This window comes from Streptomyces sp. Edi4 (assembly GCF_040253615.1).
GTDB lineage: Bacteria > Actinomycetota > Actinomycetes > Streptomycetales > Streptomycetaceae > Streptomyces.
Window position 1 is genome coordinate 6,912,057 of record NZ_JBEJGY010000004.1, and the last position, 22,598, is coordinate 6,934,654.

The 22,598-nt window shown below is 71.3% G+C and carries 17 protein-coding genes; 5 read left to right on the plus strand and 12 right to left on the minus strand.

Annotated elements, in window-relative coordinates; all coding sequences use genetic code 11:
• The first annotated feature begins 167 nt into the window (after positions 1-167).
• Entirely contained in the window at positions 168-1,082 is a 915-nt protein-coding gene (locus ABR738_RS33135; RefSeq protein ID WP_350233616.1) for a LysR family transcriptional regulator, read from the plus strand.
• 417 nt (positions 1,083-1,499) lie between these two features.
• Here the strand turns inward: ABR738_RS33135 and ABR738_RS33140 are convergent, their stop codons facing one another.
• Positions 1,500-1,889: a hypothetical protein gene (locus tag ABR738_RS33140; protein WP_502964181.1), complete on the minus strand. Its 390-nt coding sequence runs from the start codon at positions 1,887-1,889 to the stop codon at positions 1,500-1,502.
• A gap of 83 nt (positions 1,890-1,972) precedes the next feature.
• Positions 1,973-2,446 (minus strand): ATP-binding protein, encoded by a 474-nt coding sequence (locus tag ABR738_RS33145; RefSeq protein WP_350233617.1) that lies wholly within the window; start codon positions 2,444-2,446, stop codon positions 1,973-1,975.
• Positions 2,447-2,652: 206 nt separating this feature from the next.
• On the opposite strand from ABR738_RS33145, the gene ABR738_RS33150 reads away from it, so the two are divergent.
• The 3 genes from ABR738_RS33150 (at position 2,653) to ABR738_RS33160 (ending at position 4,869) form a co-directional block, all read left to right on the plus strand.
• Complete coding sequence (locus ABR738_RS33150; protein WP_350233618.1) at positions 2,653-3,513, plus strand: Sco1979 family transcriptional regulator; 861 nt, start codon at positions 2,653-2,655, stop codon at positions 3,511-3,513.
• Positions 3,514-3,780 carry a DUF397 domain-containing protein gene (locus ABR738_RS33155; protein ID WP_267057405.1) on the plus strand — a complete coding sequence of 89 codons (267 nt, stop codon included), beginning with the start codon at positions 3,514-3,516 and terminating at the stop codon, positions 3,778-3,780.
• Between the two features lie 282 nt (positions 3,781-4,062).
• Positions 4,063-4,869, plus strand: coding sequence for an SAM-dependent methyltransferase (locus ABR738_RS33160; RefSeq protein WP_350233619.1), 807 nt, complete (start codon positions 4,063-4,065; stop codon positions 4,867-4,869).
• Between the two features lie 116 nt (positions 4,870-4,985).
• Here the strand turns inward: ABR738_RS33160 and ABR738_RS33165 are convergent, their stop codons facing one another.
• Both ABR738_RS33165 and ABR738_RS33170 read right to left on the minus strand, forming a co-directional pair.
• Positions 4,986-5,663, minus strand: coding sequence for a hypothetical protein (locus ABR738_RS33165; protein ID WP_350233620.1), 678 nt, complete (start codon positions 5,661-5,663; stop codon positions 4,986-4,988).
• Between the two features lie 50 nt (positions 5,664-5,713).
• On the minus strand, positions 5,714-6,340 hold the full coding sequence (locus tag ABR738_RS33170; RefSeq protein ID WP_350233621.1) for a GPP34 family phosphoprotein: 627 nt from the start codon (positions 6,338-6,340) through the stop codon (positions 5,714-5,716).
• Between the two features lie 791 nt (positions 6,341-7,131).
• Here ABR738_RS33170 and ABR738_RS33175 point away from each other — a divergent pair.
• Positions 7,132-7,572 carry a YchJ family protein gene (locus tag ABR738_RS33175; RefSeq protein ID WP_350233622.1) on the plus strand — a complete coding sequence of 147 codons (441 nt, stop codon included), beginning with the start codon at positions 7,132-7,134 and terminating at the stop codon, positions 7,570-7,572.
• 247 nt (positions 7,573-7,819) lie between these two features.
• Here the strand turns inward: ABR738_RS33175 and ABR738_RS33180 are convergent, their stop codons facing one another.
• The 8 genes from ABR738_RS33180 to ABR738_RS33215 all read right to left on the minus strand — a co-directional run bounded on the left by ABR738_RS33180 (position 7,820) and on the right by ABR738_RS33215 (position 21,954).
• The gene (locus tag ABR738_RS33180) at positions 7,820-9,892 is read right to left on the minus strand and encodes an MDR family MFS transporter (RefSeq protein WP_350233623.1); all 2,073 of its coding nucleotides are present in this window, start codon (positions 9,890-9,892) and stop codon (positions 7,820-7,822) included.
• Positions 9,893-10,280: 388 nt separating this feature from the next.
• Positions 10,281-11,285: an urea transporter gene (locus tag ABR738_RS33185; RefSeq protein ID WP_350233624.1), complete on the minus strand. Its 1,005-nt coding sequence runs from the start codon at positions 11,283-11,285 to the stop codon at positions 10,281-10,283.
• Between the two features lie 333 nt (positions 11,286-11,618).
• Positions 11,619-13,037, minus strand: coding sequence for a M1 family metallopeptidase (locus ABR738_RS33190; RefSeq protein WP_350233625.1), 1,419 nt, complete (start codon positions 13,035-13,037; stop codon positions 11,619-11,621).
• On the minus strand, positions 13,034-16,978 hold the full coding sequence (locus ABR738_RS33195; RefSeq protein WP_350233626.1) for a Pls/PosA family non-ribosomal peptide synthetase: 3,945 nt from the start codon (positions 16,976-16,978) through the stop codon (positions 13,034-13,036). Before ABR738_RS33195 ends, ABR738_RS33190 begins: the two co-directional genes overlap by 4 nt.
• Positions 16,979-17,142: 164 nt before the next feature.
• Positions 17,143-18,351 (minus strand): PucR family transcriptional regulator, encoded by a 1,209-nt coding sequence (locus tag ABR738_RS33200; RefSeq protein WP_350233627.1) that lies wholly within the window; start codon positions 18,349-18,351, stop codon positions 17,143-17,145.
• Between the two features lie 228 nt (positions 18,352-18,579).
• Positions 18,580-19,527, minus strand: coding sequence for a hypothetical protein (locus ABR738_RS33205; protein WP_350233628.1), 948 nt, complete (start codon positions 19,525-19,527; stop codon positions 18,580-18,582).
• Positions 19,528-19,623: 96 nt separating this feature from the next.
• On the minus strand, positions 19,624-21,159 hold the full coding sequence (locus tag ABR738_RS33210) for a DUF6801 domain-containing protein (RefSeq protein ID WP_350233629.1): 1,536 nt from the start codon (positions 21,157-21,159) through the stop codon (positions 19,624-19,626).
• Between the two features lie 162 nt (positions 21,160-21,321).
• A complete protein-coding gene (locus ABR738_RS33215; protein WP_350233630.1) occupies positions 21,322-21,954 on the minus strand; it encodes a hypothetical protein in 633 nt (210 codons plus the stop codon).
• Positions 21,955-22,598 lie beyond the last annotated feature (644 nt).

Below are 22,598 nucleotides of genomic sequence, written 5' to 3' on the forward strand. Positions count from 1 at the left end.
CTTGGCCCCGTCCCCCGGCACGCGGCACCGCCCCCGCCTGCGGCACCGCCCCGCCTGCGGCAGCACCCTGGCGCAGGCCGCGCGGTGCGCGGCGGTGTGAGCGCTCTCAGCGGCGGCGCCGGGCGGGAACGTCGTAGAGGGCCTGGCCCGCGCGCGACAATGGCTGAGTGATCGACCCCCGCCGGCTGCGCATCCTGCGAGCCGCGGCGGACCACCGCACGGTGACCGCCGCCGCAGCAGCGCTGTATCTGACCCCGTCCGCCGTCTCCCAGCAGCTCGCCGCCCTGGAACAGGAGACCGGACACACCCTGCTGACCCGCAGCGGCAGGGGCGTACGGCTCACGGCTGCCGGGGAGATCCTGCTGGAGCACGCCAACGCGGTCCTGGCCCAGCTCGAACGGGCCGAGGCGGAACTGGCCGCCTACGCGGGCGGAGCAGCCGGCGAGGTCACGGTGGCCGCCTTCGCGACGGGGATCGCGGAGGTGCTTGCCCCCGCGATCGTGCGGCTGCGCGCCAGCCACCCCGCGATCCGGGTACGAGTACGCGACGCCGAGGGCGACGAGGCGCTGCCGCTGGTCCTTGACGGCGAGGCGGATTTGGCGCTGGCCGTGGAGTATCGGGGGGCGCCCCGGGAGGACGACAGCAGACTCTCGCGTGTGCCGTTGTACGCCGAACCGTTCGACGCGGTACTGAACGCCGCGCACCCGCTCGCCCAGGACTCCCACGTGCCGCTGTCGGCGCTGGCCGACGACGACTGGATCGGGCCCTACCCGGGCAACCCCTGCCACGACGTAATGCTGCTCGCATGTGAACTCGCGGGATTTCAGCCCAAGTTGGTGCACTCCTCGGACGACTTCCGGGCGGTGGTGGCGCTCGCGGGCGCCGGCGCGGGGGTGGCGCTCGTGCCCCGCTCCGCGCTGCGCGGCATGGAGCAGAAGGATACGGTTGTACGCCCTGTGGCAGGCACGGCGGCGACCCGCAGGGTGTTCGCGGCGGTACGCAGGGGAGCGGAGAGGCATCCGCTGTTCCGACCGGTCCTCGAGGCCCTTGCGGAGGCGGCGGAAGGCCTTCCGACCGATTGAAGCCGCCGGGTCGCCCGACCGCCCCGCTGCGCCGGCCGCCCCACTGCCGGGCGACCCGCCGGGTCGCCCGATCGCCGGACCGCCCGGCCGCGAGGGTGCTGAGGCGCTGAAGCAGCCGAGACGCTGAGGCGCCGAGACACGCTGGGTGGGTGTGGTGTGGGGGTGGGGCTGCTAGAGAGCGCTCTCGGCCGGCCCCCAGCTGCGGTACGCACCACGGAACCACCGAGAGAGAGCGCTCTCAAGCGCCGCGAGGCCGTGATGTGGGGTCCCTAAGCCGCCCGGGCAGGGGAGAGCGCTCTCAAGCCCCACCCCGCCTGCACTCCCTCCCGCAGCCGCCCCGGACGAAAGCGCTCTCAAGCCCACCCAAGCGATCAGCGGCGGCGGCCCCCGCCAGCCCCTGCCCACCTCACGCCCACCTCACGCCCAGGCCGGCGCCGTGCCCGTCAGCTGGCAGACGACCAAGTACAGCGGGATCGGAGGAGTGTAGGGCGTCGGGCCCTCCGGGAAGTTGATCAGGCGCGGCCGGTCGGCGTCCGGCACTACGGCGCCCGGCGCGTAACGCACCGGGCGTGGCCAGGGCAGATCATGGTCGGAACCGGCCGGCACGATCCACCACCACCACTCGGCCGAGGCGAACACGCAGCCGGACCGGGGAAGCCGGGACAGCAGCCTGAAGCCGTGCCGGGCGGGCACTCCCACAGCGTCCCGGCCCAGCGTGGCGGGCCGGACCGACGGCAGCAGCACCCCGCCGCATGGAGCGGCGGAGCCGCCGGGCCCGGGCTCACCGTGCGCACCCCCACTGCGCACGGGGCCACGGGGCCCGGCGGTTCCGGACCCATCGGGTCGCGGGCCCTGTCGCCCGGCCCGGGGTCCCCAGGGAAGCATCTCTCTCAGCACTCAAGGACCGCCTTGTTCGGCCCTTCGTGCGCGAGCTCGGCCCAGACGACGCGTCCGGGGCCGTACGGGGCATCGTGCGAGCCCCAGGCACTGCTCACCGCGTCCACGAGCAGCAGCCCGCGACCGCGTTCTTCCTCGTCGCCGGAGTGGCACAGCCGAGGACCGGCCGAACCGCAGCCCAGGTCCCGGACGGCTATCAGCAACGCCCGCCGCAGGTCGGTGAGTTCGCACAGTATGTGGTCCCCGGCGGTGTGCACGACGGCGTTCGTGACGAGCTCCGAGATCACCAGGGAGACGGTCTCGTGCAGCTCCTCGTCGTGCCCCCAGCCGGTCAGCATGGCCCTGCTGCGACGGCGCGCCAGGGAGACCGACTCGGTACGGGCCGGCACGTCGAAGGCGTACCGTCGAACGGTGGTCCCGGAGCATGCGCCTGTCAGCTGCGGGATGAGCGCGTTACCAGGAGCCACGACCGGAATCCTCACAGTGGGGAAGCGGTGCTCCGTACGGCCTCCCCCAAGGCTGTACTCGACGACCGCGTGTGAACTGGTTCACCGACCCACCATGTACCTCCGGCGGACACTTGGCAAGGGGCACTCTGAAAAATGCAGAGTGCCGTTCTCCTATCTGCAGCGACGTGGCACACTGCTCGCAACAGTGCGTGGGGAGGTCTGAAGTGAGTGAACCCCGGTCCGCCCCGACCGTGGGCCAGGTCGTGCTGGGCAGGCGCCTCCAGGACCTGCGCGAGCGGGCCGGCCTCAGGCGCGAGGAGGCGGCCAAGGTACTGCGGGTCGCCCCGGCCACCATCCGGCGCATGGAGATGGCCGAAGTCTCCCTCAAGATTCCCTACGTCGTCCTGCTGCTGAAGGCGTACGGGATCGCGGACACGGAGACGGAAGGTTTCGTCGCCCTTGCCGAGGAGGCCAACAAGCCGGGCTGGTGGCAGCGCTTCCACGACATCCTGCCGGACTGGTTCAGCATGTACGTCAGCCTGGAGGGCGCGGCCTCGCTGATCAGGTCGTACGAGCCGCACTTCGTGCCCGGACTGCTGCAGACCGAGGAGTACGCCCGTGCCGTGATGCGCACCGGCGCGCTCGGCGCCACCAGCGAGGCCGACATCGACCGGCACGTGGCGCTGCGCATGGAGCGCCAGTCGCTGCTCACCCGGGACGACGCCCCCAGGCTGTGGGTCATCCTGGACGAGACCGTACTGCGCCGCCCGGTCGGGAGCCCGCAGGTCATGCGGGACCAGATCGACCGTCTCCTCGAAGCCTCGACGCTGCCCAACGTCACCGTTCAGGTGGCGGAGTTCGCCTCCGGGCACCATCCGGGGACGTACGGGCCCTTCGTCCTGTTCCGTTTCGCCGTGCCCGAACTGCCGGACATGGTCTACAGCGAGTACCTGACCGGCGCCGTCTACCTCGACGCGCGCCCCGAGGTGGCCACCCACCTGGAGGTCATGGACCGCATGGCGGCTCAGGCCGCCACTGCACAACGCACGAAGGAGATCCTCAAGGGTCTCCGCAAGGAGCTGTGAATGGATCACATATACGACGGCGGGCCGGCGGCCGGGCGCATCTACAACGGTATGCCCGCCGCCGAACTCGGCGCCGAGGGCTGGCACAAGCCGTGGAGCGGCGGCAACGGCGGCAACTGCTTCGAGGCCATGAAGCTGGCCGACGGCAGGGTCGCGGTCCGCCAGTCCGCCGATCCCGAAGGCCCCGCGTTGATCTATACCCCCGGTGAGATCGCGGCGTTCATTCAGGGCGCGAAGTCAGGCAAGGCCGATTTCTTGCTGACGTGACGCAGCGCGAGCGCGTGACGCAGCGCGAGCGACACAGCGCGCGTGACGCGACGCGGCTCGACCGCCGCTACGGCCGGCCGCTGCTCCGGCCGCCGCTCAGGTCGACCAGCCCGCTCCGACCCACCTGCGTCGCCGGGCCCCCGACTCTCCCTCATCGGCCCGCCCTACGATCCGAGTCACAGCCGTCCCGACCAACAACCATCCGATCTGCCAACTCCCGTACTCCTTCAACTGCCGTACTCCTCCCTCCTGTTCACTGACCTTCATCTCCATGGAGCGCACATGACCGGGCAAGACCGCACCGCCATTCAGATCGACACCAGCAAGCCTCATCCGGCGCGGGTGTACGACTGGTTCCTCGGCGGGAAGGACAACTATCCGGTCGACGAGGTGCTGGCCGAGCAGCTGCTCGCCCTCGACTCGCGCGGCCGGGACATCGCGCGGGTCAACCGCGCCTTCATGCACCGCGCCACACGGTGGCTCGCCGAGCAGGGCGTACGACAGTTTCTTGACATCGGTACCGGCATCCCCACGGAGCCCAACCTCCACCAGATCGCCCAGCGCACCGCTCCCGACGCCCGCATCGTGTACGCCGACAACGACCCGATCGTGCTGCGGCACGCGGAGGCGCTGTTGCGTTCCGCCCCCGAGGGGGTCACGGAGTACATCCAGGCCGACGCCCGCGAACCGGAACGCATCCTCGAACTGGCCCGCGACACCCTTGACTTCGAGCGTCCGGTCGCGGTTTCGCTGATCGCTCTGACTCACTTCATCGGGGACGACGACGATGTGTACGGCATCGTCGACCGGCTCCTCGATGTCTTCGCGCCGGGCAGCTACCTGGTTCTGTCGCAGATCACCGGCGACTTCGACCCGGAGAGCGCTGCCCGCGCGATCGAGCTCTACAAGAGCGGCGGCGTCACACTGCGCCCACGGACCAAGGCGGAGGTCGCACGCTTCTTCGACGGCCGTGAACTGGTCTCGCCGGGCGTGGGACTCGCCGCTTCCTGGCATCCGGAGCTCGGTGAGAGCGCTCTCGACGGCGATGAGACCCTTCCCGTCTACGCGGGCGTGGCCCGCAAAGTGTGAGGCGAAGGGCGGAGTGGCCGACTGCCCGAGTCGTCCGGGGTGCCGCACGTACCGGTCGCCCAGGGCCTCGCCCGCCGGACTCCCTTCGCCAGCGGTCCCAGTCCTCGGGGGTGGCGTTACGAGACGAACTCCTCGTCCCCGTAACGCACTTGCGCCGTGTCCCAGTCGACCCCGAGGGCCTGGGTGAGCTCCTTCGCCACCGGCAGGTCGGCGACCGGAGTGACGAGGATGAGCCGCCCGTCCAGGGTGACCGAGCCGCCGCCCAGCTGGTCGCGCGCCTCGGGGTCGGCGAGCAGCGCGTCGCGGAGCGCGGTCGGCGAGACACCGGGCGCCTGAATCTCCACGGCGTCGGTCGCGGGCGACATACGCGCAAGGCAGCGGAAAGTCAGCACTGACTCCTGGTAGTAGCGCTTTCCGATCACTCCGGCGATGTGGCGCAGCCCGTCCGGGCTGACGTGGCCGATGTCGAACTCGCGCGAGCGCTCATAAGTGGTCTGCTGCAACTCCCTTGACCAGAAAAGGCCGTTGAGGAGCTTCGAGGGGCCCGGCCGCGCCCCGTTGGCATGGATGATGCCGCGCACCTCGTGGTCGAACCGGGTCAGACGCGTCTTGAGCCTGGGGTCCGCCGGGTCGGTGATGATCGCTGTGTTGTCGGTGGCGAAGATCTGCGCCGGGGGACAGTCGCGCGTCGCCGCACCCGCGTTCGCGCTCTCCGCGCCCGTCCCCACTCCCGCCCCTGTTACGGCCAGCGTCAGGGTGCTGACCGCGACCAGGACGCGCAACCTCAGTTTCATTCCTCAACTCCCTGTCCGGATGCGGGCGGGCGCTCGGTCGCCAGAGCGGTTCACTGGCCGCGCCAGATGTTGTCGAAGGCGGCGTCCTCGATGGTGCGCCGCTGTCGCTCGCCGGCGAGTTCCGTCACCGCCTCGTCAACGGCGGCCAGCACGGTGACGATCGTGTCCGAGGTCAGGCGTGCGAGCTCGTCGGCCGCCGCGTCCTGGATCCGGACGGCGGCCGCGAGGGCGGCGAGCACGGGCTCGCCCGATGCCCAGCGCTCCGCCGCGCGGCGCCGATCCGGTGAGTCGACGACCACGGTCCGGCCCGAGCTGAGCGGGTGGAAGCGGTGCCGCTGACGGATGAGGCGGCCCTCGGACTCCATGGTGGCGAGGTAGGCGGCGCGCAGGCCCCGGCCCCGGCGCCACAGCCATTCCTCGACGGTCTCGTACGGGGGCTGTCGCGTGAGCGCCGATGCCGCTTCGGCCAACTGCCGTTCGCCCAGGGCGTCCAGTGTGCTCGGCGCGTACATCGGGTCCGGCACGATGCGGTCAGCCTCGACGGTGAGCGCATGGGCGGCGGCGAGGTCGAGGAGTTCGGCTCCGGCCAGGGCGAGCGAGAGATCCCCCTGCTCGACGGGACAGTCTGCGGCGGGGACGTCCATGCTGACGATCAGCAGGTCCCGTGCTGTGGTCATGTGGCTTCCCTGTCGGAGTCGGAAGGGGCGATCGGTGCCGGAGTGTACGGCGGTACGGCTCGGCACACCCCCACCATGTGGTGCGGGCGCCCGAATGCCCGGCAGGACGAGCGGCGCACGGCGAGAACGAGGCCCGCGCGTCGCCCTGTTGGAGCAGCGGCACGAGGAGAGGGTCCGTGGCTGGGCCCCGGCGGGTTCCACGGTAGGTGCTCGGCGACCCGTCCCGGCCCGGCCCAGCCCGTCACGGCCCCGTGCCTGCCGGGCCGCTCGGTGACGCGGTTGAGAGCGCGATCAGCGAGCGGCGGGCGGCGAAGTTGCTCTGGACGCTGCCCCTGCGCGCGGTGGCTGGAAGCCGCGGAAACGGGGGAGAGGGCAGGGGGTCGGCAACCCCCAGGGCGACGGTGCCGATCGCCCGGCCGCCCAGGCACGGACCTCGGCCGGCCACGCCACGACCGAACGCCCAGCCGGCAGGCCTTGGCGGAGCACCGAACGCCGAGCGCCAAGCACCGAGGACCGAGCGCCAAGCACCGAGGACCGAGCGCCAAGCACCGAGGACCGAGCGCCAAGCCGATCTGGTCCAGCCCGGGACCCGGGACGGATCTGGTCCAGCGTGGAGCCACCGGGCCGGACCCATGGGGGTGCGGGAAGCCGGGGCCCGGGGTACAGAGCCGTGCCCCGGCGCCTGGCCGGCCGCGCTCCAGGCCATGGCTGGGACGCGGCCCGAGTCGGGCCTGCCACCCACTCCGACAGAGGAGGACGGCGTAACCGTACGCCTGTGATCAGATGGACCCATGTCCCGTCGCACCAAGCGTCCCGCACGTCCCGCACGTCCCGCCGCCGAGAGCCCAGGCCCGAAGGCCTGCCCCTGCGGCCTGACTGCCACCTACGCCGAGTGTTGTGGCCGCTACCACGCGGGTACGGCCGCCGCCCCCACCGCCGAGGCGCTGATGCGTTCCCGGTTCAGCGCGTTCGCGGTCCAGGACGGCCCGTATCTGCTGCGCACCTGGCATCCCGACACTCGGCCCGCGAGCCTCGACCTGGACCCCGGCATGTGCTGGACGCGTCTGGAAATCCTGGGCACCACCGACGGCAGCGCCTTTCACTCCACCGGCACGGTCACCTTCCGGGCGCACTACACCCACGGCGCGGAGGCGGGATCGCTCCACGAGCAGAGCCGTTTTTCGCGGGTCGAGGGCAGGTGGGTCTATCTGGACGCGGTCTTCGCCGACTGACGCCACTGACGCGACTGATGTGACTGACGCGACTGACGCCACGGACGCGACTGACGCGACCCGGGACGCGCTCCCCCGGCCGGTGTGAATTGAGTGGTCACGTGCCTCCACGCACGCCGTTCAGCGGCCGACGGCTGAACGCCGGCATCCAGGCCACATCCAGGCCACCCCGGCACACCCGGCACACCCGGAACGCACGGAACGGACGGTGACACGAGAAACGCCGGTGAGAGCGCTCTCAGGTCTCTCAGGCGGGGTTGGACGCGAACGCCTTTTCGCGGATCGCCGGTAGGCCGTTCGCCAGGTCCTCGGCCATCAGGCGCTTCGCGATCACGTCGGCGGCGGCCCGCAGTTCCGCGCTGCGTGGCCGGCCTCGGTCCTTCTCCAGCTGCTCGTTCAGCCAGGCCGCCCAGGAGTCGGTGATGGTGGCGACCTCGCGTTCCCCGGCGGGGGTGTGCGAGAAGTAGCTGCCCTCGCGGCTGAGGAAGCCCTCGTCCACCATGCGCTGGAACACCGGCACCAGCACCTCCGGCGGCACCTGGCGGCGCGCGGCGATCAGGCCGAGGCTGGCGTGACCGACCATCCGCGTGTACTGCTCGACCTGCATGACCGCCCAGGCTCCCGCCACGTCGAGCCGGGTGTCGGAGGCCGCGACGATGCGCCGCGCGGTGTTCATGTCCGCCCCGCGCACGATCTTTCCGACGGCGAGTTCGAGCACCTTGGCCGGGTCGCCGGTGGTCGGCTGCGCGAAGCCCTCGCCCATGTCGGTGGAGGCGGAGCGCGCGGTGTCGCGCAGCTCGACCTGCTTGAGGAAGAGCGCTACCAGGAAGCCGACGGCGGCGACGGGCACCGTCCACAGGAACACGGTGTGGAGGCTGTCGGAGTACGCCCTCACCAGGGGGGCGGCCGAAGCCGGCGGCAGTTGGTGCAAGCCCGTCGGGGACTGCGCGGCCCGGGCGAGCGCCGCCGGGTCCGTCCCGCCGGCCCGTGCCGCCGCGGCGATCCCGTCCTGGAGGTTCGTCTTCAGTGTGTTGGCGTAGATCGTGCCGAACACGGCGGTGCCGAACGAGCTGCCCAGCGTGCGGAAGAAGGTGACTCCGGACGTCGCCGTGCCGAGGTCCGCGTAGTCGACCGTGTTCTGTACGGCGATGGTGAGGACCTGCATGCACAGCCCGATGCCGAGCCCGAGCACGAACATGTAGAGCGATTCCAGCCAGGCTCCCACCCCGGGCCCCATCAGGGACAGAAGATACAGACCCACCCCCATGACCAGGGCGCCGACGATGGGAAAGACGCGGTACTGACCGGTCCTGCTCACCACGTTGCCGCTGAAGATGGATGCGATGAGCAGGCCGACGACCATGGGCAGGGTGCGTACGCCGGAGAGGGTGGCCGAGTCGCCGTCCACGTACTGCAGATAGGTGGGCAGGAAGGTCATCGCGCCCAGCATCGCGAAGCCCACGATGAAGCTGAGGACCGAGCACACCGTGAAGACTGGGTTGCGGAACAGGCGCATCGGCAGCATCGCTTCGACGGCCCGGGTCTCCACCCAGCAGAACAATGAGAGCGCTATCACGCCGACCGCGAACAGCGTGATGATGGTCGCCGAACCCCACGCGTACTCGTTTCCGCCCCAACTCGTCGCGAGAATAAGGGCACTGGCGCCCGCGGCGACCAGGCCGATGCCGAGGTAGTCGATGACGGGCTTGGCCGTCGAGCGGACCGAGGGGATGTTACGGGCCGCCGCGATCACCACGAGCACGGCGATGGGCACGTTCACGTAGAAGGCCCAGCGCCAGCTCAGATGGTCGGTGAACACCCCGCCGAGCAGGGGACCGATGACGGTCGACACACCGAACACGGCGCCGATCGCACCCTGGTACTTGCCGCGTTCGCGCAGGGGGATCACGTCGGCGATCAGTGCCATCGCGGTCACCATCAGGCCGCCGGCACCGATACCTTGCAGCGCCCGCCAGGCGATGAGCAGGGACATGTTCGTCGCGAGCCCGCACAGGAACGAGCCGGTGATGAAGATGATCGCGGATACCTGGAAGACGACCTTGCGGCCGAACAGGTCACCGAACTTGCCCACCAGAGCGGTGGCGACGGTCTCCGCCAGCAGGTAGGACGTGACCACCCATGACATGTGGGCGGCGCCGCCGAGGTCCGAGACGATGGTGGGGAGAGCGGTTCCAACGATGGTCTGGTCGAGCGCGGCCAGCAGCATGCCGAGCATGATCGTGCCGAAGACGATGTTCCGCTGCCGGACATCGAGCACGGGTGGCGCGGACACGGGTGCTGTATCGCTGGCGGTGGTCACCCTGGCAGCGTCACACCGCCGCAGGTGGCGCGCATGCGGTGTAGGCCGCGCGGATGAGGGGGCGCCGGACGCCGGCACGGGGAGCGGGGGAGTCCGGGGCGACCGGTGCCGGGGCGGCGGGGCCCCCGGGCTGGTGCTGGGAGCGCAGGGCATGGGCGTCGACCACTGCCGGGTCGGCGGACGCGCGGCCTACTCCTGCCGCGGACGAAGCGCGCGGTCGGCTGTCCGGCGCTGGGGGCGGAGGGCGTCCGGGGCCTCCGGTGCCGAGGCGAAGAGCGTCCGGGGTGCCGGTGCCGGGCTCAGACCCCAGCACGGTCGCGACCCGCGCTGTCACGTGGGCCCGGGCCCCCGGCCAATACGGGTCGTGACCGGTTACGTCGGCTCAGGCTCAGGTCCTCAGCGCGACGTCGGAACCGGTCGCCGGTTCGGGCAGGGGTCGCACGTGTGGCCCGGCGCGGTGCAGCCTGGGCAATGCCGGTACGGAGGCGAGGAAGACCAGGGTCGTGAGCACGAACGGCCAAGTGAAGGCGTGTCCGCCGACCGGCGCGGAGAGCGCTCTCACGGCGGGGCCCAGCACGGTGGCCACCACCGCGCCCACCACCGCGAAACCGAGGCTCCACCGGTCCGCGGCCAGCAGCACCCCGCAGAGCGCCATCGCCACGAGTACCGCGTTGTAGCCCATGGTGCCGTCCACGATCCGGGCGGTGGGCGCCCCGAGTGCCCACGCGGTCACCAGGCCGACGGAGCTTCCCACGCAGGCCATCGCCCCGGCCGTCCGGCTGGCCGCGAAGATGCCGACCAGGAGGATCAGGCCCACGTACCACTGCGGCATCAGGAAGATCTGGGCGATGTTGGCGAAGAAAGCGCGTCCCACGTCGTCGACGGCGAGGGCGACCGAACCCTCGGCCGCGCGACTCAGTTCAGCCGTCCCCGGGCCGTGGTGCCACACCCGCTCGAACCCGGGCGCCGCGATCGTCATCGCGCTCGCCGTCAGGCAGAAGGGCAGCGTCAAGGTGGGCAGACCCCAGCCGCGCAACAGCGTGGTGGAGGCCGCGGTGACCACGGTGACGACCGCGCAGCCGCCGGCGGCCAGCACCATCGTGGAAGGGTACTGGGGCCCGAGGAACACGGCGAAGCCGACCGCGACCAGGCAGGCGTTGAACCCCTCCAGGCCGGCCGACACCCGGCTCCGGTCCACGCCGAGCAAGTGCGCGGTGCCGGTACCGAGCGCGGTGCCGAGGATACCGTAGAGGCCGTACTGCCATCCCGCGGCGAAGAGCGCGACGGTGAAGATGGCCCCGGTCACGGCGCTCGGCATGAACGGCACCTGTGCCTGGCCCCGCAGCACGTACACCGCGAACAGCCCCCGGTGTGCGGTGCGCGGCAGTCGCACGTGAGCCTCCCTTGAGAACCGTGAAAGCGGCCGGTCGTGGCCAAGCGCACTGTAAGGGGCGGCATGGGGGATCCGGCAAGGGTCATATAGGCGGCGAACCGTCATGAAGCAGCCCGAAGTTCGCGCGTAGGTAAAGGTTTGTACACGACGACAGCGTGCTGAGAGCGCTCCCAGACGATGGCACGAGTGGTCCGCGCCCGCGCCCATCGGCCCCCCGCCCCCGAGCCCAGCCCGGCTCGGCCCTGTTCGGCCCCGCCCAGCCTCGGCCCAGCCCGACCCCGCCGCCCCGCCGGGATGACCCCTCACCTGACGAGACGCGCACCTGGTGGCGCGTCAGTTGGCCACCGGCTGCGGCAGTTCAGGGAGTTTCTTCTCGTAGAGCCACATCTGGAGCAGGGGCCGCACCTCGTCACCCGCCATCGCCTGCGCGTGGGCGATGAACGCGACGGTGTCGCCGATCCGTCCGCGTCGGGCTTCGTGCCATCCGCGCAGCACCGCGAAGAACCGGTCGTCGCCCAGCGTCAGACGCAGCGCGTGCAAGGTGCACGCGCCCCGGGTGTAGAGCCGGTCGTCGAAGATGCGGCGCGGGCCCGGCTCGGCGAGCCGCAGGTTCTGGCCGCGCCGCGCGAGACCGCGCCACTCCCGGCGCGCGATCTCGTCGGCGCTGTCCTCGCCGATGTGCTCCGACCACAGCCACTCGGCATACGTCGCGAAGCCCTCGTTGAGCCAGATGTGGCGCCACTCGCGGATGCCCACGCTGTTGCCGAACCACTGGTGCGCCAACTCGTGGGCCACCAGGGTCTCCCAGCCGCGCCGCCCGTCGATGTGGTTGCGGCCGAACACCGAGCGGGTCTGGTTCTCGACCGGCGCGCCGAGGTCGGCGTCGACCACCACCGCGCCGTACGCCTCGAACGGGTAGGGCCCGAACAGGTGCGAGAAGTGCCGCAGCATGTCGGGCTGGCGGCCCAGATCGTGGCGGGCCGCGTCGGCGAGCCGCGACGGATAGGCGTTGTGCACCGGGATCGACCTGCCGCCCGGCAGCCCGGGCGCCAGCACGCTGTCGTGCTGGAAGCGGCCGGTGTAGAGCGCGGCCAGATAGGTGGCCATGGGACCGGGGTGGTGATAGGTCCACACATCGGTGGCGCCCTCGCTGCGGCACTCGGTGAGCGTTCCGTTGGCGAGCGCCTGCCGGTCGCGCGGCACCGTGACCCGGAAGGTGTACGCCGCCTTGTCGTCGGGCCGGTCGTTGCAGGGGAACCAGGACGGCGCCCCGAGTGGCTGAGAGGCGACCAGGGTGCCGTCATGGCTGTCTCCGGTACGGTCCCAGCCGATGCTCCCGAACGGCGAGCGGATCGGTCCTGGCCGCCCCCCGTACCGTACCTTCGTCGTGAACGACGCTCCGGCCGCAACCGGTTGACTGGGCGTCAGGTACAGCTTGCCCTGGCGCTGCCGGACGCGGGCGGCCCTGCCGTCGATGTGCGCCGCCTGGGCGTTGAGCCGGAACAGATCGAGTTCCACCCGCTCCAAGGGCCGCAGCGCGACGGCCTGGATCAGCGCCGTACCGGCCAGGCGGCCGCTTGTGGAGTCGTAGGCGATCCGCAGATCGTAGGCGAGGGTGTCGTGCCCGTAGGAGCCGTGCTGGGGGAAGTAGCGGTCCCGGTGGCCGGTGGCCGACTCGTCCGCGATCGCGAGCGCGCCGAGCGTGGACAGGGCGGCGACCCGGACCAGGGACCGCCGGCTGTACCGGGTCACGCGGCGCTCCCTTCGCGGGGCGAGGCGCCCTGATGTGCCGTCAACTTCGTTCCATTGATGGAGAGTTGGGTATGCACGGGCGTTGACTGCTCACCCGCGATGGGGTTGCCCGCCCAGCGGGTGTCCGGCGGTACGCTCTCGCCGCGCATGACCAGTGAGGCGGCGCCGACCGAGGCCCTGGCGCCGATGTCGGTGCCGGGCAGCGCGATGCTGTGCGGGCCGAGCGACGCGCCCTCGGCGAGCCGCACGGCGTCGAGGCGCATGATCCGGTCGTGGAAGAGATGGGTCTGCAACACGCACCCCCGGTTCACGCTCGCCCCGTCCCCCAGGGTGATCAGGTCGGTCTCCGGCAGCCAGTACGTTTCCAGCCACACCCCGCGTCCGATGTGGGCCCCCAGGCTGCGCAGCCACCAGTTGAGGACCGGCGTCCCGGTGAAGGAGCCCGCCATCCACGGCACCGCCAGAGACTCGACGAAGGTGTCGTACAGCTCGTTGCGCCACACGAAGGAGGACCACAGGGGGTGCTCGCCGGCCTTGAACCGGCCGACCAGGGCCCACTTCGCGGCGGTCGCCGTCAGGCCCGCCACGGCGGCCGCCCCCACAAGGAGCAAGGTCCCCGCCAGCGCGGCGAGCAAGAGCCCGCCCCGGTTGAGAGCGCTCTGCTCGCCGATGAGTACGGCTTCGGCGAGCAGCACCGAGCAGATCAGGGGCGTCACCCTGCACAGCTCGACCGAGGCGCGGGCGAGCACGAGCCGGCGCGGCGGGTCGAAGGTGCGTCCGGGGTCGGCGGTGGCCGCGACTCTCGGCAGCGGAAGGGCCGGCCGCCCGAGCCAGGAACTGCCCGGCTCGCTGTGGGCCGGCGCGTCGCACAGCACGCCGATCAGGGCGCCGTCGGGCACCCCGCGGTCCGGGCCGACGATGCCGGAATTGCCGACGAAGGCGCGCCGTCCCACGCTCGCCCTGCCCAACTTCAGCCAGCCGCCCCGGATTTCGAACGGCGCCATCAGGGTGTCGTCGGCGAGGAAGGCGCCGTCCTCCACCGTCAGGAGAGAGGGCAGCGGCAGCACCGTCGAGATCTCCGCGCGCCGTCCCACCCGGGCCCCGAGCAGCCGCAGCCACACCGGGGTGGCCAGGCTCGCGTACAGGGGAAAGAGGCTGCCTCGGGCGCCGCCGACCAGGCGCGTCACCAGCCAGGCGCGCCAGGCGACACCGCCGCACACCGGGTGGAAGCCGGGCTTCAGGCCCCGCCCGAGGATCCGTACCAGGACCGCGAGCGTCAGCATGGAGAGCAGGGTGGTGGCCACCGCGATGGGCGGCGCGGCCACCAGCAGGCGTACCGCCACGGCTGAGAGCGTGTCGCAGGAACGCACCAGGTAGTAGACGCCGACCAGCGCGGGCGCGGTGTACAGGAGCGAGACCAGCGGCAGCGCGGTCAAGGAGAGCGCGTAGGCCACGGCCCAGCGGCGCGAGCGTTGCGGACGCGGCGCGGGCCAGCCGGTCCCGGCGACGCGCTCGTACGCCTCGGCCTGGCGGGCCGGTGAGCCGAGCCAGCGGCGGCCGGGCGGGACCTGGCCGTCCAGGCAGGCGCCCGGCTCGAGTTCGGCGTCCGTGCCGAGGACCGCGCCGGGCATCAGGGTGCTGCGGTGGCCGACCCGGGCGCCGTCCCCGACGCGTACCGCTCCGATGCGCAGCGTCGCCCCGTCCAGCCACCAGCCGCTGATGTCGGCCTCGGGCTCCACGCTCGCCCCCCGGCCGATCGTGGCAAGACCGGTCACCGGGGGCATGGCGTGCAGGGCGACGCCCTTGCCGACCCGGCAGCCCAGTGAACGCGCGTACAGACGGGCCCAGGGTGTCCCGAGCAGGGAGGAGACGCCGAACGCCGCCACGACGCGTTCGGCCGTCCACAGCCGCAGATGGACACGCCCGCCCCGGGGATAGGCACCCGGCTTCACTCCTCGGGTCAGCGCACGCGCGGCTGCCGCGCCGATGGCGAAGCGGGCCGGCGCGCTGAGGAGGACCACGGCGCCGATGAGAACGAACCACCAGGAGGTGTGCGGCGCCCAGGCCTGGGGCGCGAGCCAGCCCATGATGTTGTCGAGCGTGGCCAGCGCGATCAGCCCGCGCAGTCCGGCGACGCCGAACAGGGCTGTCGTCACCAGGAGTTGGACCACCCCGGCGCTGCGCGGAACCGGCTGGATCGTGCGTTTCTCGGCGGCGGGACCGGCGAGTGATTCAAGGTGCAGGGCCATGTCCCGCAGCAGGGGCCGGCGGTAGAGGTCGGCGACGGACACGCCGGGGTAGTGCTCACGCAGCTCGGACGCCAGTCGTGCGGCGCTCAGGCTGGAGCCGCCGAGAGCGAAGAAGTCGCTGTCCGGCTCGGGGCGCACGCCCAGCATGCGCTCCCACGCCCCGGCGAGCCGCGCGGCGGTGGAGCCGTCCTGTTCGGCCGGGGTGAGGGGAGCGCGTTGCGAGGGGAGCGGCCAGGGAAGCGCGTCCCGGTCGACCTTGCCCGAGGTACGCGTCGGCAGATCGGCTACCTCCACGAGCAGCGGCACCAGAGCGGCCGGGAGGCGTTCGGTGAGGATGCCACGCGCCTCATCGGCGCGGAATCCTTCCCGTTCAGGTACCAGGTAACCCACCAGGATCTGCCCCCCGGCCGGGGTGCCGCGCACCGCGCAGGCGGCGGCGCGTACGCCTGGAAGCGCTCTCAACGTGGCGTCGATCTCGCCGAGTTCGATGCGGCGCCCGCCCACCTTGACCTGGTCGTCGGCCCGCCCGAGGTGGACGAGGCCGGCGGCCTCGGCGCGCACGAGGTCTCCGGTGCGGTAGGCGCGCCGGGTGTCGAGGAGGGCGAGCGGCGTGAACCGTTCGGCGTCCTTGACGCCGTCCAGATACCGCGCGGTGCCCGCCCCGGCGATGACCAGTTCCCCCTCGCCTCCGTAGGGGACGGGGTTTCCGGCCCGGTCGAGGACCGCCAACTCCCAGCCGGCCAGGGGAAGTCCGATGCGTACGGGCTCCCCGGGCATCATGCGGGCCGCTGTCGCCACCACCGTGGTCTCGGTGGGCCCGTAGGTGTTCCACATCTCACGGCCCTTGACCGCGAACCGGTCCGCGAGGGCGCCCGGGCAGGCCTCACCCCCGACGATCAGGAGCCGTACGTCCTCCAACGCCTCGTCCGGCCAGAGCGCGGCCAGGGTGGGCACCGTGGAGACCACCGTGATGCCGCGCTCCATGAGCCAGGGGCCCAGTTCATGGCCGGCCCGCACCAGCGAACGCGGCGCCGGAACCAGGCAGCCGCCGTGCCGCCAGGCCAGCCACATCTCCTCGCACGAGGCGTCGAACGCGACGGAGAGGCCGGCCAGGACCCGGTCGCCGGGCCCCAACGGCCGCTCGGCCAGGAACAGTTGTGCCTCCGCGTCCACGAACGCGGCGGCCGAACGATGGGTGACCGCCACGCCCTTGGGCAGCCCCGTCGAACCGGAGGTGAAGATGATCCAGGCGTCGTCCTCGGGCCGCGCGGCACGCCAGTGGGCGCCGAGCGGTGCCGTGGACCCCGGCAGTATCCGCTCTCCCGCCTCGATGACGGCGCACACCCCGGCCTCGCTGAAGACCGTCGCCGCGCGTTCATCGGGGTCGTCGGCGTCGACCGGCACATACGCCGCGCCGCACAGCAGCACCGCGAGGATGGCGAGATACAGATCGCAGGTGCCGGACGGGATACGGATGCCGACCCGGTCGCCGGGGCCGATGCCGTGGCGGGTGAGCCGCACGGCGCGTTCGGTGATCCGGTCGCAGAGGTCTTGGTAGGTCAGCCGCTCGCCGCCCGCGTCGAGTGCGGGTGCGCCCGGGTGGGCGGCCGCCGTCGCGTCCAGTATGTCGAGCAGGGTGCGGGGGTGCGGGGCCGCTGCGCCGCGGAAGACGGCCGGCAGGTGCGAAGACATCGGTATGCCTCTGGCGTAGTGCGGGTGGTACGGACATCCTTCGGACATCCGCCCATCCAGACGGGCATACCGAGCGGCGGGTTCGCACCCGCCCTGGTACTTGACGATATTTATCCGTTGTTTTCGAAGTGATTCGGATGATTATGGCGCCGATCGGGGCAAGTTCAGGGGCGATCCCGGCGGCAGAGGTCCCTTGCGCGTAGCACTAGTTCGGTGGCGAACCGGTGTTCGGGGTCGGCGAGCCGGTCGCCGAAGATGGACTCGAGGGTGCGCATCCGGTAGCGCACCGTCTGCGGGTGCACGGCGAGGAGTTCGCCCATGTGGGCGGCGGTGCCACGGGTCGCGAGCCAGGTCCGCAGGGTGTCGATGAGGCGGTCGCGCCGACCGGGTGTAAGCGCTTCCAAAGGGGCGAGTTCGCGGCGGGCGAGGTGTTCGAGCAGCGCCGGATCGGAGCGCAGCCAGAGCGTGACCAGGTGGTCCTCGCAGTACAGCCGGCCGGACTCGCTCTCGATGACGCCCGCCGCCGCGAGGTCGAGGACCTGGCGCGCCCAACGCAGGGAGTCGGACGCGTCACCGATGGGGACCTCGAGCCCCACCGCGGCCCAGGACCCGTGCAGGGCGGCGTCCAGCATCCGTCTTCGCGTCTCGTCCACCGGGCCCGGCACCAGGAGGTGGGGGTGCGGTTCGCCGGAGTCGACCAGGACATCGTTGTCCAAAGCGGCGCGCGTGAGGCCCGCCCCGGAGCGGAGCGCGATCAGGGTGACTCGCTCGGGCAGTGGCCAGCGGGCGCGGTCGGCCAGTTCCGCGATGGCGGCGCGGGGCACTGGGGAGCCGGCGAGGACCAGATGCAGCAGCCGTCTGCGCAGCGCGTCGGAGCGCTCGCCGGAGAAGGACGTTACCTCCAGATACCCCTCTCGTGAGAGCGCTTCCAATTCCTCGACGTACGTGAAGAGCGCGTCCGCGAAGCTGAGCATCAGGGCGGGGGAGAGGTTGTAGCGCCGGCCGATCTTCTTGGCCCGCCGCAGCGCGACGCGGGCGCCCAGCCGGTAGGCCCCCTGGAGCGTTTCCAGGCTCCGGCCCTCGTAGGCCTCGAACCGGCCGAAGCGCCGGCACATCTCGTCGCGGAGGGTGGAGGGCGCGCTGGGGGAGGCGACCTGGTCGACGAAGACGGTGAGATTCTGTTCCACCCCGACCCTGATGGCCTCCCCGTAGGGGCCCTCGAGCAACCGGGCGTACTCGGGGTAGGCGCGCGTGACCTCCGCGCCGATCTCCTTGAGGAGTCCCGGAAGTTCGGGACGCATGATCGCGGCGAACTCCTGTGGGAGCGGTCCCAAGGGCTCCTGGGTGTCCGATGACTGCGCGGCTGTGGGCATCTCACTCCCCTTGCACTACGGCGCTCCGGTGGGGGGATGACCGATGGGGAAAGCGCTCCCATCGACCGACAGGTGCGTACCTTGGCGGACTGCTGAACCTAGAACAACTGCCGTGCCAGGGACAACACTTGGGTCGGTGCCGGGCTCAGGGTGCGTCGGTTGTCGGCCGATTCCGGTGCGGCCCGGCCGGAGCTCGGCCGGGCCGCCGCGCGTGGGTGGTGGCAGACGTCACTGGGCCGCCGAATGCCAGTACTGAGAGAGGAGTTTGCCGTTGTTGGGAACGACCGTGCCGGGGGCGTGCAGTCCGGCGAGGTAGGTGGACGCGTTGTTGAGGACGAGGTTGTTGCGGCCGCCCGCCGAGGGAAGGCCCGTCTTGAGGTTCACCGCCCAGTCGAGCAGGCCCGCGAGGCCGCAACCGCTTGCCCCGGGCACCGCGAACGTGGTGTCCGTCTGGTCGGCGCCGGTGAGGCTGAGCCGGTTCATGACGCCGGCCGTGTTGGCCGTGCCGTTGCCGTCGAAGCGCTGGATGCCGAGCTTGGGCACCGTGACGTTCTGGGGGCGCAGAACGATGGGGTGGGCCGCCGATCCGAGGTAGCAGGAGCCGCCGAGGAGTGGGTTTTGCAGATGGATGCGGACCGGGATCGCGAGAATCGGCTGACCGGAGGTGGCACCGGCGGTGAGTTGGAAGTCGCTGGGCGTACCGACGGATTCCATGGTCGCGGTCACCCGGTTGAGACTGGCGTTGGTGATGCCCTGGCAGATGCCGCTGACGACGGGGATGTCGCTCGGGCACATCAGGCCGAGCAGCCCGCCGGGGATGTCGGCGGGGTCGGCGACCAGCGCGCCGCCGGCGGGGGCGACGAGTGTGGATGTCCCGCCCGAGTGCTGGATGACCCCGACCTGCAAGTCGCTCGCTCCCGTGGTGACGTCGGTGTTGCCGAGCTTGATGGAGCCGCCGGGCGAGTGGGAGGCGATGCACTGCACGATGTCGGCGCGTCCGTCGGCCGCGAGCATGGCCGGGTCGTCCACGGGACACCGGGTGAACGGGGCCCAGTCACCCGCCAGTTGACTCGCCGACGTGGTGTCGGCGGAGGCGGTCCCCACCGCACCCAGCACTGTCAGGGCGGTGCCCGTGGCGAGCAGTGCGGCGCTCAGGCGGTTGGATACGGGTCTCATGGAGTCGTCCCCTCTGGACGTCCCGACACGCGACGTCCTGTACGGATATGGGCGGCTGCGCCAACAACTGTGTACCGAACCGGAGTTGGCCGGAAGTCAGCGCAGGGGCGGCGGGATGGTCGTGGGCTGCTTGTCCGGGGTGCACAGCTTGGCCGGGTCGTCCGGGATGCCGGACGCGCACGGCGCTCCCTGGTTCTGCTTCACCGTGTTGGCGGGCCCGGACACCGACGCGGTGAACAGCGGGCTGAGGTCTTCGCCCACGCCGCAACCGGTGAACGGCGGAATGGTCACCTCGCCGTCCAGGGGACCGCCCCGGGAGAGCGAGTAGCCGCGCCAGACGGTGTCCTTGCCCTTCTTGAGCTGCCCCAGCAGAACCATGTGGTCCTTGGTGTTGTTCGACGGGTCAGGATCTCGGGAGTAAATGGGGCCGCTGGTACGGCAGTTGGGGCCGACGTCCATCGGTGTGCCATTGACCTTGACGTCGCTCAGGCGCAGGGTCAACGGAATCCTGATGTAGGTCTCGCCGTGCCCGGCGGTGTTGTTGAGATCGGAGTCGATGGACATGGGACCGGTCTGTTCCAACGTCATCGTCGCGGTGGTCGGCATGAACCCGAAGGTCAAAAATGTGGCCGGGGCCGGAGGAGTCTGGGCCCGGCCCTGGTAGTCGAGCCGGCCCTGCGACTTCTGGAGCAGATGGAGTTCGAAGACGCCGGGTCTCACCTCGATCCGCTTCAGCTGGTTGAGGCCCTGGACGATCTGGGCGCAGTAGACGGGGATCAGGGAGGCGCCGTTCAGCTTGGTGACATTGGAGTACCCGGTGACGTACGCCGCGAGGGCGAGGGGCTGGGCGGTGTCACCGTGGCACGGGGGCACGGCGGCGGGGGGAGCGCTTCCCGCCGTGGGGGCGGCGACCTTGGGGGCGGCGAGGGAGGGGTGCGGCGGGGTGGCGGCGGCCGTGGGGCTCGGCGTCGAGGCGCCGGGCGCCGACGACGGTGTGGAGCCCGAAGTGGCCCCGGACACCGGCACTTTGGCCAGCTGATCCGATCCACCCGGGGTTCTCGTGCATGACACCGACAGGGTCGCCGGCTGCGTGGCGCGGCCCTCGATGGTGACCGGTTGGAAGTCGAGCGTGAGAGCCGTGGCGGTCACCGTGAGGTCGCCGGGGTCGTTGGCGGTGATGGTGGGGACGTCGCCGGTGGCCGTGAGGACCGCGTCGCCCGCGGGCGGGAGGGGGACCGAGGGCGCGCCCAGCTGCCACAGGGCAGTGACGTCGGCGCCGTTCTGCGCCACCCGCGTCGTCAGCCGGATGCTCGCTCCCGTCGTGGCCGCGTGCAGCGCGGTGAGTTCGGCGACGGCGGACGCGGGCAGCGTCACCCGTGTGGCGACGTCGACGGGCCGGATCGCCACACCCGGCGCGGCCCGCTCGGGGAACTTGGCCGCGACTCGTACCGACACAGACCGCGCTCCGCCCGGGAACGCGCAGGTGTAGGCGAGATCGGTGCTGACCTGCTGATCCCCGAGCGCCGCGGTCGCGCCCGGCACGATGGCGGCCAGCACGACGGTCGCCGCCGCGACCGCACCCCGGCCGCGTACGGTCTGCCAACGGCCGCCGGAGCCCCGCTTCCTCGTCACGTCGCGATCAGCTCCACTCACTCAGCTCCCTTGCCTGGGGTGCACACGGACCCACCGTCCGGCTCGGCGGACGGGGGGCGTCCGCGCCGCGTCTGGGGGCCCGCCCGACAGGCCGTGGGCCGGCCGGGCGGGCCCGGGGCGAACGCGCTGCGCCATGCGGTACTACGAGCCGACGATGGTCGGGTGCGTGCTGGTGCCGCTGACCACCGCGTAGTAGTCGCCGTTGAACGACGGATGGTCACCCGCGGAGACGACCCCCGCACAGCCGGCCGTCGGCGCCGACACCGTCAGTTCGGTGGGGTTGGCCGCCACCGCCAGATCGCCGGTGGAGTTGGTGTACGTGCCGTGCGCCGTACCGGTCACGGTGAACGCGCAAGTCGCCACCGACACACGGGCGTTGACACCGGATATGTAACCCTGCGAGACACCGGTGCCCGCGTCGTAGTCGGTCACGTTCAGCGTCCAGGGTGTGTTCGCCACGGTGTCCACCGTGCCGAGGAAGCTGGTGCACGGCTCACTCGAACTGCCGAAGTGCGCGGGGTTGATGCTGCCCACCGCGGCCGGGTTGCCGGTCGCGCTCTGCAAGCTGCCACCCGCGTCCGCGTAAGTGCAGGTCATGTCGATGCCGTTGATGGAGAGCACGACATCGCTCGAAGTGGCGGTGAAACTCTCCGGCGAGTTGGGGCCGATGACCCAGTGAGTGGGCGACGCGGCCAGGGCGGGCGCGGTCGCCAGGGCGAACGCGGCACTCGCGGCGCCACATACCAGCGCGATCTTTCCTAGGGTGCTTCGCACAGCGATATCCTCCGATTTCACCTGCTACGGATACGGATTCGGCCACGTACGATCCGTGACGACGCGGACGTTACTTGCGGGAAACATGGGCGCACAATCCTGCCGTTCAAGATTGTGCCGAGCAAGACCCTGCGTTGTGTCGCAGGTGAGTAACCGGCCGCCCTTTCTTGTCGGTTGGTGCGCAATGGAGAGACGCAGGGCGGGCGTCGCGTGCCGAACTTCCCAGCTCGCTCCCCATGAAAGAGGGCCGCACGCGAGGTTACAGGTGAAATCCGTCAAGGAGTGACAACTTACCCAGGGTAAATGCGCGGGAAATGACAAGTTGTCGATGGCCGGGTGAGGGCTCGCGGAAACTTCTGGAACTGGTATTGCAGAGCGAGGTTACCCAGCCGTAGCGTCCGGTGTGCGGCCGGTCCGGACAGCTCACCCGGGCCCCGCCCGCTCGGCGCCCCCGCTCTCCCGGCCACACCCCGAAGGCCGGGACCGGTCGGGGCAAGCCCCCTTGGCCGCACCGCTTTGAAAATTCCAGGCCGGCTCGTCGGGGCGGGGCGGCGCCGCTCAGCTCTCCTGGACGCGCCACCCCCGTCCTCCGTGCGTTCTGACCGCTCAATTGCTGCGCAGTCAGGGATCAGGAGGACGCCGGA